General features: G+C 46.3%; 12 protein-coding genes. 5 read left to right on the top strand and 7 right to left on the bottom strand.

Features of this window, described 5'->3' with window-relative positions:
• Positions 1 to 43 precede the first annotated feature (43 nt).
• From hemG to CAG69_RS18815, 3 genes are read right to left on the bottom strand one after another with little or no spacing between them, the layout of a single operon-like run.
• A complete protein-coding gene (hemG, locus tag CAG69_RS18825) occupies positions 44 to 571 on the bottom strand; it encodes a menaquinone-dependent protoporphyrinogen IX dehydrogenase (protein ID WP_161445638.1) in 528 nt (175 codons plus the stop codon).
• Positions 572 to 580: 9 nt separating this feature from the next.
• On the bottom strand, positions 581 to 2,038 hold the full coding sequence (locus CAG69_RS18820) for a TrkH family potassium uptake protein (protein ID WP_005378893.1): 1,458 nt from the start codon (positions 2,036 to 2,038) through the stop codon (positions 581 to 583).
• Between the two features lie 46 nt (positions 2,039 to 2,084).
• On the bottom strand, positions 2,085 to 2,708 hold the full coding sequence (locus tag CAG69_RS18815) for a YigZ family protein (protein WP_005378891.1): 624 nt from the start codon (positions 2,706 to 2,708) through the stop codon (positions 2,085 to 2,087).
• A gap of 261 nt (positions 2,709 to 2,969) precedes the next feature.
• On the opposite strand from CAG69_RS18815, the gene fadB reads away from it, so the two are divergent.
• The 3 genes from fadB (at position 2,970) to acuI (ending at position 7,593) form a co-directional block, all read left to right on the top strand.
• Positions 2,970 to 5,141 carry a fatty acid oxidation complex subunit alpha FadB gene (fadB, locus tag CAG69_RS18810; RefSeq protein ID WP_161445636.1) on the top strand — a complete coding sequence of 724 codons (2,172 nt, stop codon included), beginning with the start codon at positions 2,970 to 2,972 and terminating at the stop codon, positions 5,139 to 5,141.
• A 14-nt stretch (positions 5,142 to 5,155) separates the two neighbouring features.
• On the top strand, positions 5,156 to 6,331 hold the full coding sequence (fadA, locus tag CAG69_RS18805; protein WP_161445634.1) for an acetyl-CoA C-acyltransferase FadA: 1,176 nt from the start codon (positions 5,156 to 5,158) through the stop codon (positions 6,329 to 6,331).
• A gap of 281 nt (positions 6,332 to 6,612) precedes the next feature.
• Positions 6,613 to 7,593, top strand: coding sequence for an acrylyl-CoA reductase (NADPH) (acuI, locus tag CAG69_RS18800; protein ID WP_161445633.1), 981 nt, complete (start codon positions 6,613 to 6,615; stop codon positions 7,591 to 7,593).
• Positions 7,594 to 7,645: 52 nt separating this feature from the next.
• Here the strand turns inward: acuI and CAG69_RS18795 are convergent, their stop codons facing one another.
• Together CAG69_RS18795 and CAG69_RS18790 are read right to left on the bottom strand one after the other, a co-directional pair.
• Complete coding sequence (locus CAG69_RS18795; RefSeq protein WP_005378881.1) at positions 7,646 to 8,590, bottom strand: LysR family transcriptional regulator; 945 nt, start codon at positions 8,588 to 8,590, stop codon at positions 7,646 to 7,648.
• A 166-nt stretch (positions 8,591 to 8,756) separates the two neighbouring features.
• Positions 8,757 to 8,939 (bottom strand): hypothetical protein, encoded by a 183-nt coding sequence (locus CAG69_RS18790; protein ID WP_005394131.1) that lies wholly within the window; start codon positions 8,937 to 8,939, stop codon positions 8,757 to 8,759.
• 133 nt (positions 8,940 to 9,072) lie between these two features.
• Here CAG69_RS18790 and tusA point away from each other — a divergent pair, with 133 nt between their 5' ends.
• Positions 9,073 to 9,321: a sulfurtransferase TusA gene (gene tusA, locus CAG69_RS18785; RefSeq protein ID WP_104969977.1), complete on the top strand. Its 249-nt coding sequence runs from the start codon at positions 9,073 to 9,075 to the stop codon at positions 9,319 to 9,321.
• Between the two features lie 44 nt (positions 9,322 to 9,365).
• Here tusA and CAG69_RS18780 read toward each other — a convergent pair whose 3' ends face one another.
• Together CAG69_RS18780 and CAG69_RS18775 are read right to left on the bottom strand one after the other, a co-directional pair.
• On the bottom strand, positions 9,366 to 9,626 hold the full coding sequence (locus tag CAG69_RS18780) for a hypothetical protein (protein WP_005378878.1): 261 nt from the start codon (positions 9,624 to 9,626) through the stop codon (positions 9,366 to 9,368).
• A 160-nt stretch (positions 9,627 to 9,786) separates the two neighbouring features.
• Positions 9,787 to 10,341 carry a TMEM165/GDT1 family protein gene (locus tag CAG69_RS18775; protein ID WP_161445631.1) on the bottom strand — a complete coding sequence of 185 codons (555 nt, stop codon included), beginning with the start codon at positions 10,339 to 10,341 and terminating at the stop codon, positions 9,787 to 9,789.
• A gap of 162 nt (positions 10,342 to 10,503) precedes the next feature.
• On the opposite strand from CAG69_RS18775, the gene CAG69_RS22345 reads away from it, so the two are divergent.
• Complete coding sequence (locus tag CAG69_RS22345; protein ID WP_012841258.1) at positions 10,504 to 10,647, top strand: hypothetical protein; 144 nt, start codon at positions 10,504 to 10,506, stop codon at positions 10,645 to 10,647.
• The last annotated feature ends 37 nt before the right edge of the window (positions 10,648 to 10,684 follow it).

Below are 10,684 nucleotides of genomic sequence, written 5' to 3'. Positions count from 1 at the left end.
CGGATAAATTTGCATCAAAAGCGGTCAAAAGAGCACGTTATTTCTACAGTTCTCTGAATTTATCTGCGAAAAGAGCCACTTTTTCCCAATTGGTGTACTCTACATCTTTGGTCGTATCGGTTTCGCCACCTGTCATCGACATAATGAACCTAATCATAGTTCTGTCGAACCAGCCGTAACGTGGGTAATAAAGTGCACCAGCAAAAACACCGATTAACGTTGGTTTCCAAGGCGACTTAATTAGGAACTTGCGAATGTAGGCACTACCTTCAGGAGTATCCTTTCCTTGGTCCTCTTTACGAGCGGTTAGGTTTACGCAGAAAAATGCCACTTTATTTTGCTCCAATTGATTGAGGTTTCGCTCAATAAACTGGTATAGCTTTTTATTAAGATGGCCATAGCGAATAGAGGCGCCTATCAACACTCTGTCGTATTGGCTGAAGTCAATCGTCTCGACATTATGTAAATCCACCAGCTCACAATCGAAGTCTGGAAGTTGTTCATCTATATAGTGAAGAATTTTTTTAGTCTGCCCTTCGCGGGAAGAGTATAGAAATAATGCTTTTGCCACGATTTCCCCTTAGCTACGCCAAAACGTCGGCGTAAGTAGAATAAGTAAGGTAAAGATTTCCAAACGACCAAACAGCATAGAAACTATCAATACCCATTTTGCTTTGTCGTTAACATCACCAAAGTGAAGCGCCACTTCTCCCAAGCCAGGACCGAGGTTGTTCAGAGTCGCAGCCACCGCAGAGAATGCACTGAGCTCGTCCATCCCTGTAGCAATCAAGCCCAACATACAAACCACAAATACCAATGCGTACGCGGAGAAGAAACCCCAAACCGCATCGACAACACGTTGCGGTAGGGCACTGCCACCTACTTTGATGGTGTAAACCGCGCGTGGATGGACTAAACGTTTTAGTTCACGCGCACCTTGTAAGGTAAGAAGCAGGATACGGATCACTTTCATGCCGCCGCCTGTTGAACCAGCACAACCACCTATAAAGGAAGAGAACAATAACAGCACAGGTAAGAAGAGCGGCCAATCCGCAAAACCTGTTGTCGTAAAGCCCGCTGTTGTGGATATTGATACGGTTTGGAACAGAGCCTGATCGAAAGCATCGTATGTCGATGTGTAAGAGTGATGTTTCAGTAATAATAGAAAGCAAATGATAAATAGCAGCACTTGAATAAACAAGAAGGCGCGAAACTCAGGATCTTTCCAGTAATACTTGGGATGTACGCCACCTGATGCAAATGCAGCAAAGTGCAGCGTGTAGTTACATGCAGATATAAGCAGAAAAACCACGGTAATCAGGTTAATCGCGTAACTATCAAAGTATCCGATGCTGGCATCGTGGGTAGAGAAGCCACCAATGGCAATGGTGGAAAAGCTGTGACTGATGGCGTCAAATGGCGTCATACCAGCTAACCAAAAAGCCGATGCACAGGCGATAGTCAGGCTCAAATAGATGTACCAAAGCGCCTTAGCAGTTTCTGCTATGCGCGGCGTCACTTTAGTGTCCTTTACTGGGCCAGGGATCTCGGCGCGGTAAAGCTGCATACCACCGATGCCAAGTACTGGCAAAATCGCCACCGCTAATACGATGATCCCCATACCGCCGAACCACTGCAGTAACTGTCGATAGAATAGAATTGCTTTAGGTAACTCATCCAAACCAACAATAACGGTCGCCCCGGTCGTCGTGAGAGCAGAAAACGATTCAAAAAACGCATCTGTCACTGAGACGTTCGGGTTGTCAGCTATTAGAAAGGGGATCGATCCTGCGCTGCCAAGTACTGTCCAGAACAGAACGACAATAAGAAAGCCATCTCGAGCTTTAAGCTCGTGCTTATACCTGCGGTTTGGGTACCAACAAACGGCCCCACAAAACAGCAGAACAAAAAATGTCGTGACAAAAGGCACACCTGCACCATCTCGATAGATCAGCGCAACGAGTGCTGGCGCAAGCATAGTGACACTAAAGAGTGCGAGCAGTAGCCCGACGATTCGAATAATTGAACGAAATTGCATGGATAAATTGACTAGCGAAGCTGTCCCTGTTGCTTCCTGTTTTTCATTATTGTCCGTCTAGCGGAGTGACAATTGCCTTTGCCCCGCTTTTATTGATGATTGCTTGGGTAAACGCGCTCACTTCTCGAAGCTCAATTTCCACCACTAATACCACCTGATCGCTGTATTCAGCCTCGACTTCTATCGCACCAAATTGCGGCATGATTGACTGTGCGATCGGCATAAACCCATAGTCTAACGTTAGTCTGAGCTTTGTGGTTATTTTTTTCTCAATAGTTTGAAGCAGCTTGAGCGCTTGTTGTACCCCACCCCCATACGCTTTAACCAAGCCGCCTGTACCTAACTTGATTCCACCAGAGTATCGCGTGACCACTGCCGTGATCTCCCCCACCCCAGAGCCAGACAGCTGCGCCAAGATCGGTTTGCCTGCAGTTCCGGACGGCTCCCCATCATCACTAAAGCCCCATTTCATTGAATCTTCCGGGCGACCTGCAACAAAGCCCCAACAGTTATGTCTGGCATCAGCGTGTTTAGCTTTGATTTGATCAACAAATGCTTTTGCAGCTTCGATACTTGGCGTGTGTGCCAAATAAGTAATGAAGACGCTCTTTTTAATTTCTTCTTCAAATTGAGCGGGCTCTGCTGGAATCAGATAAGGCTTGTCATTCATAGGATTATGGATTCAGGTCTATTTGCCTGAAGTCTATCACGAGTGTGATTTACCCGTCGCATAAGATCTGCCACAGCGCACAATGTTAAACACTTGTTTAAAAAATGTATTGAAATTAAACAATCCACGATCCAAACTAACTTTACTGGTCAAACCAGAACAAAAATAAAACGACTTCCTCGATACCTATTTGCCGAGGTACACGGCGTCGTTGAAATAGGTATACAGACAATCCACGATTGTATGTCATGGAGATAGACAATGATTTACCAAGCCGAAACCCTACAGGTAAAGGAAATACAAGATGGTATTGCAGAGCTAACCTTCTGCTCTCCAAAATCCGTCAACAAACTCGACCTAGCGACATTGGAATCGCTAGATAAAGCTCTTGATGCGCTCATTGCCCATCAAGGCCTCAAGGGGTTGTTGCTCACTTCAGATAAAGACGCATTCATTGTAGGCGCAGACATTACCGAGTTTTTAGGCCTGTTTGCTAAAACGGATGCCGAGCTCGACCAATGGCTGCAATTTGCTAATAGCATCTTTAACAAATTAGAAGACTTACCCGTTCCGACCATCTCAGTGATCAAAGGCCACGCTCTTGGTGGCGGTTGTGAATGTGTGCTAGCAACAGACATGCGTATTGGTGACAAAACCACCAGCATCGGCCTACCAGAAACGAAACTGGGAATCATGCCTGGCTTTGGTGGTTGTGTACGCTTGCCTCGCGTTATTGGCGCAGACAGCGCAATGGAAATCATCACCCAAGGTAAAGCATGCCGAGCTGATGAAGCATTGAAAATTGGCTTACTCGATGCTGTTGTAGAGACTGATGCTTTATACGAATCAGCACTACAAACTCTTAACTCTGCAATTAACGAGAAACTTGACTGGCAAGCACGCCGAGCACAGAAAACATCTCCGCTAACGCTGAGTAAGCTTGAATCAATGATGAGCTTCACCATGGCGAAGGGTCTGGTGGCACAAAAAGCAGGTCCTCACTACCCTGCCCCAATGACAGCCGTTATCACGATTGAAGAAGGTGCTCGCTTTGCACGTAATGAAGCGTTAGACATTGAACGTAAGCACTTCGTGAAATTGGCTAAATCGGAAGAAGCAAAATCACTCGTTGGCCTATTCCTTAATGATCAATACATCAAAGGCATTGCGAAAAAAGCAGCGAAGTCAGCAAGTAAAGACACGCAACGTGCAGCCGTATTAGGTGCTGGTATCATGGGTGGCGGCATTGCTTACCAATCAGCGCTAAAAGGTGTGCCAGTCTTGATGAAAGACATCGCACAAGCGTCGCTCGACCTAGGCATGACTGAAGCATCTAAGCTGCTGAATAAACGCTTATCTCGCGGTCGCATTGATGGCTTTAAGATGGCGGGTATTTTAGCGTCAATCACACCGAGCTTACATTACGCAGGTATTGAAAACTCTGATGTGATTGTTGAAGCTGTCGTTGAAAACCCGAAAGTAAAAGCAGCAGTTTTAAGTGAAGTTGAATCCCATGTCGGTGACGACACCGTTATCACCTCAAACACCTCGACGATTCCTATCAACCTATTGGCAAAATCACTAAAACGCCCAGAAAACTTCTGTGGTATGCACTTCTTCAACCCAGTGCATCGTATGCCTCTTGTTGAGATCATCCGTGGTGAGCACACCTCTGATGAAACCATCAATCGTGTTGTGGCGTATGCTGCGAAAATGGGCAAATCACCAATTGTCGTTAATGACTGCCCAGGGTTCTTCGTTAACCGCGTATTGTTCCCATACTTTGGCGGCTTCAGCATGCTACTTCGTGATGGTGCTGACTTTACGAAAATCGACAAAGTCATGGAGCGTAAGTTTGGCTGGCCGATGGGACCGGCGTACTTGCTTGACGTAGTCGGCATTGATACCGCGCACCACGCACAAGCTGTGATGGCTGACGGTTTCCCTGAGCGTATGGGTAAACAAGGTCGTGATGCGATTGATGCACTGTTCGAAGCAGACAAATATGGTCAGAAAAATGGTAATGGCTTCTACAGCTACACCATAGATAAAAAAGGTAAGCCGAAGAAAACCTTCTCCGAAGCGATCTTACCGGTACTTGCTGACGTTTGTGCCGATAAGCAGGACTTTGACGATCAGACCATCATTCAACGTATGATGATTCCAATGATTAACGAAGTGGTGCTGTGCCTACAAGAAGGCATCATCGCGACTCCGCAGGAAGCAGATATGGCATTGGTTTATGGTCTTGGTTTCCCTCCATTCCGCGGTGGCGTATTCCGCTATCTAGACAGCGTGGGTATTGCTGAATACGTTGAAATGGCAAAACAACACGCCGAGCTAGGTGCGATGTACCAAGTACCGCAAATGCTGATTGATATGGCGGCGAAAGGTGAAAGCTTTTACGGTGCACAACAGCAAGGTTCTATCTAAGGAGGGATTCTAAAATGACTAATCAAACAAGAAATGTTGTCGTAGTCGATTGTCTACGTACTCCAATGGGTCGCTCTAAAGGTGGTGCTTTCCGTCATACACGAGCAGAAGATCTATCTGCGCGCCTAATGAAAGGCATTCTTGCGCGTAACCCAAAAGTGAACCCAAGCGAGATTGAAGACATCTACTGGGGCTGTGTACAGCAAACACTAGAGCAAGGCTTTAACGTTGCACGTAATGCCGCGCTACTCGCGGGCCTGCCGATTGAAATTGGCGCCGTGACGGTTAACCGCTTGTGTGGTTCATCAATGCAAGCGCTTCACGACGGTACACGTGCCATCATGACTGGCGATGCTGAAATCTGCCTAATTGGTGGCGTTGAGCACATGGGGCATGTGCCAATGAACCACGGTGTAGACTTTCACCCAGGTATGTCAAAGAACGTAGCAAAAGCTGCGGGCATGATGGGCTTAACGGCTGAAATGCTTGGTAAATTACATGGCATTAGCCGTGAGCAACAAGACGAGTTTGCCGCTCGCTCTCACGCTCGTGCGCACGCAGCAACCGTAGAGGGTCGTTTTAAAAACGAAATTCTACCAATTGAAGGCCACGCAGCAGACGGCACACTGTTCACTCTGGATTACGACGAAGTGATTCGCCCTGAAACATCCGTTGAAGGTCTATCTCAACTTCGCCCAGTGTTCGACCCTGCAAACGGTACAGTAACAGCCGGTACTTCATCGGCGCTGTCCGATGGTGCATCAGCGATGTTGATCATGAGCGAAGAGAAAGCCAATGAGCTTGGCTTGAAAATTCGCGCACGTATTAAGGGCATGGCGATCGCAGGTTGCGATCCATCCATCATGGGTTACGGTCCGGTACCGGCGACGCAAAAAGCGCTCAAGCGTGCTGGTCTTTCAATTGAAGACATGGATGTGGTTGAGCTAAATGAAGCATTTGCAGCGCAATCTCTGCCATGTGCTAAAGACTTAGGTCTGCTTGATGTGATGGATGAGAAGGTCAACCTTAACGGTGGTGCGATAGCATTGGGTCATCCACTAGGCTGTTCTGGTTCACGCATCTCAACAACGTTGATCAACCTAATGGAAGCGAAAGACGCGAAATACGGTCTGGCCACCATGTGTATCGGTTTGGGTCAGGGTATAGCGACCGTATTTGAGAGGCCTTAACGCTGGGAGTGAAGTAGGCTCAAAACGACGATGGTCGTAGTGATCTACTCAACAACCAGAATGAAATGAATAAATACTAAAATAATTTAGTATTACACTTAAGGGCGACATCAGATGTCGCCCTTTGTTTTACGCCAAACACAGTAAATATGCATACAAAGCATACATTAAATGAGTAACTTTCATTTTATTCATAGATAGAGAAGACATAGACTTGTAGACAGTTAATATCTTGCTGTATGTGGCAACTGAGTCACGCTAACGCAATTTCGGAGAACCTTATGTTTAATGCTCTAGTTCTAAACCAAGAAGACAAACGCACTATCGCTAGTATCGAGCAAATCGATGAAACACAACTGCCGGAAGGTGACGTTCTGGTTGAAGTCGATTACTCATCGTTGAATTACAAAGATGGTTTGGCGATCACAGGTAAAGGTAAAATCATCCGTAACTTCCCGATGGTACCTGGCATTGATCTAGCGGGTACGGTTGTAAGTTCTGAAGATTCGCGTTACCAAGCTGGTGACAAAGTGGTCTTAACTGGCTGGGGCGTGGGTGAAAACCATTGGGGTGGCATGGCTCAACGTGCTCGTCTAAAAGCGGATTGGCTAGTGCCACTACCAAAAGGTCTAGACAGCAAGAAAGCAATGATGGTTGGTACTGCTGGCTTAACTGGTATGCTATGTGTTCAAGCACTGCTTGATGCAGGCATCAAACCTGAAGCTGGTGAAATCCTAGTAACGGGCGCAAGTGGCGGTGTAGGCTCAGTAGCCGTAACGCTTCTAGCACAGCTTGGCTACAAAGTTGCTGCAGTGACAGGTCGTGTAGAGAAAAACGGCCCACTACTAGAAAAACTTGGTGCTAGCCGCATCATCGACCGCACTGAATTTGAAGAACCAGCACGTCCACTTGAAAAGCAAGTATGGGCAGGTGCGGTAGATACCGTCGGCAGCAAAGTACTAGCAAAAGTACTGGCGCAAATGGATTACAGCAGTGCAGTCGCCGCTTGTGGTCTTGCAGGTGGTTTTGATCTACCAACGACAGTGATGCCGTTCATCCTACGTAACGTTCGTCTACAAGGTGTGGACTCAGTAATGTGTCCAACAGAGAAACGCATCGCAGCATGGGAAAAACTGGTTGAACTACTACCAGACAGCTATTTCGAGCAAGCGTGTACTGAAGTAGAACTAGCAGAAGCACCAAAATACGCAGAAGACATCACTAACGGTCAAGTAACAGGTCGTGTGGTTATCAAGCTATAAACACTGACTCAGCGTAAACAGACGAAGAGCCGGCATTGCTGGCTCTTTTTTGTTAGCAGTTCAGCCCCATATCTTCGATACGTTTAGCTATCAGACGGCTACACTCTTCACGCACAATCGTTCTTAACCATTCTTGAGCAGGAGAATGCTCGCAACGCGCATGCCAAATCATCGAGTATTCAAACGGCGTGAATTGGAATGGTAACGGTTTCACCACCAAGTCATAACGCTCGGCAACCAGATACGCCAAGTCCGCTGGCACTGTGATGATAATTGGCAAGGTATCCATGATCGCCAATGCGGCTTCTAAATGATAAGCCCGCAGAACCATTTTACGCTTAGGTTTCTCCATCAAAGCTTGTTCGATCAGTGCCTTAACACCATCACTGATGGCGATCATGGCATGTGGATGACTCAGATAATCATCCAAGCTCATTTCTTTATCCGCTAATGGATGCTGTTTTGAAAGCATACACAGCACCCCCACTCGCCCCAACACTTCACTGCGTAGCGGCTCCACCGGACCTGTCGGGCGACAAATCGCTAAGTCTGCACCTTCATAAGTGAGCTGATCTGATAAACGGTCGTGTTGCAGTGGTAAGAAGTTAAAAGACACGTTTGGCGCTTCTTGGTAAATTCTCGGCAAAGCGAACGGTAAGATCGTTTGCATGGCATAGTCGGTGGTCACGATGTTGAAAGTCTGTACGCATTGCAATGGGTCAAACTCAACCGGAGATAACAACTGACGTAAAGACTCTAAGGGCTCGCCTAATGAGCGATCGATCTCTAACGCTTTCTGAGTTGGGATCAAATGCTGCCCCTGACGAGTAAACAGCGGGTCTCCCAATAAGTCGCGCAGACGACCAAGCACACGACTCATTGCCGATTGACTCAAATTTAGACGTGTTGCCGCCTTACTGACACTGTTTTCTTCTATCAGTACTCGCAACGCAACCAGTAAATTTAAATCTCGGCGATAGATGTCTTCCAGTTCCACGAATTAGCCACTTATTTTGTATGTGTTTGGGTAAATTGTACTCTTCAGGCAAAAAAAATCCCGCCTTTCAGCGGGGAAGCCCAAGAAAAATGGGGATAGTGTCGGAATGAAGTGTCGGTAAAAATAGGTGAGCGTTATTAAAGTATTCTGATCGAAGCAAAAAGCGCTAATTTTCTTGCTCAGATGCACCTGACCATTTGCGCATCTCGATCCAAATCCCAATAATAGTGGCAACCATGCCTACAAGAGGCATCAAAGAGGTGTCAGCTGGCGTTCTGAGTACCAAAGCACAAAACGAGATAAAACAAAGTACGGAGTAAATCGTAAGTCTGTCTAACGCTGTTAACATTGCCTCTCCTTTGCCAGTTGTTACCAAATTGTTAATTTAAGGTAAAACAAAAAATTCCGTTTGCCAAGTGGTTATTGAATATTTTTTCAACGAACGTAGAATTCACCGCTAAGTTAGTTACGAGAATCACACTATGAGCTTTAATCCTGAACTGGCAACAAAGACATTAGAGGCGGAAGGACTGCGCTGCCCAGAGCCAGTGATGATGGTCAGGAAGACAATTCGCAACATGCAAGATGGTGAGATTTTGCTGGTCAAAGCAGACGATCCATCCACGACTCGAGACATTCCGAGTTTCTGCCGCTTTATGGACCATCAATTAGTTGCGGCACAAACGGAGCAAGTTCCGTATCAGTACCTGATCAAGAAAGGATTGGAATAACCTGGTCGAACTAAAAACGGCAGCCTATATTGGCTGCCGTTTGTTTATTCGTCGTATTCGAGTGTGCGAACTTCTGATTGGAGCTTGTTAAGTTGTTTCTTCATTGCCCGCATCTCTTCATGCATAGGAATGATGTGAGCGACACGAATCCACGCTTCTACTGTCAATCCAGTAAGAACGAACGATCCTGCTACAATCGGTAACCACATATCAGTTAGCACCATCGCTAGTAAACACAGCGCTAAACCAAAAGTGAATAAATAACTCTGACTCTTCGGGGACATCCCCATGTAACGTGTAAGCATAAACTTGCCCTCTCGCTATCATTCACACCATAAAACTACCATGACAAGTATGACACTTATATGTCATCCGTCACGCAACGGAACGATTTTGAGTCAGAGTTTGAACTCGCGCAGCACGCCACTAATGATTGATAACTCACATCATTTCACGTGCAAAAAATCAGAACAGTGCAGCCCCTATTGCCAGAGCAATAAACAAAAATGCGGTGATTTTACGGATTAGTCCTAAAGGCATCTTGTCGGCCGACAATTTACCAATCAGGACCACAGGAACATTCGCCAGCAGCATACCGATTGTGGTACCGATAATCACCAAACTTAACGCATCCGCGTATTGCGCCCCTAAGATGGAAGTGGCGATCTGAGTTTTATCGCCTATCTCCGCAACGAAGAACGCGATAAAGCTGGCAATAAATGGGCCTCGATTAGAAATCTGCTCGTCATCATCCAGTTTGTCTGGGATCAGAACCCAAGCGGCCATGGCAACAAAACTGACCACCAGCACCCACTTTAAAATATCAGGTGATAAATAGTCAGCGACAACCACACCTAACCATGCAGCCAAAGCGTGGTTGGCAATGGTTGCCAAAAAGATTGCTGCAATAATTGGGATTGGTTTGCGGTAACGACTGGCAAGTAATAGAGATAGCAATTGGGTCTTATCGCCAATTTCTGCTAACGCTACAGTAGTAATTGAAATAGCTAAAACGCTCACGACATGCTCATTGGGGCAGGGATTATTATTTTTAACCGAAGACAAACCTCACGCCCCTACCCCGGTTCGTGATGATTTGTCTAAGGTCTTGCTAAACTTGAAAGGCTTCAAGTCTCGAACGCCATGGTGATTTTGCACCAATTATGTTGACGGACGAACCAGATGAAACAGAAACTTCATCAGGTAAGCTACTCCCCAAAGACAGGCGCAATTCTAGCCACCTTTGTTGCGCTTCTCAAGAGCCAAAGCAGGCAAAAACTCCCTTTTAAGAAAAATACAGCAGATAACGCGGTAAAAATTCATTAAAGGAGAAAATCGCCCACGAATTAATCAAGATTAGCTC

The sequence above is a fragment of the Vibrio sp. V43_P6S15P86 genome (genome assembly GCF_009904725.1).
Classification (GTDB): Bacteria; Pseudomonadota; Gammaproteobacteria; order Enterobacterales; family Vibrionaceae; genus Vibrio; species Vibrio diabolicus.
The sequence above is the reverse complement of the archived record's forward strand: the minus strand, read 5'-3'. Positions and strand labels throughout refer to the sequence as shown.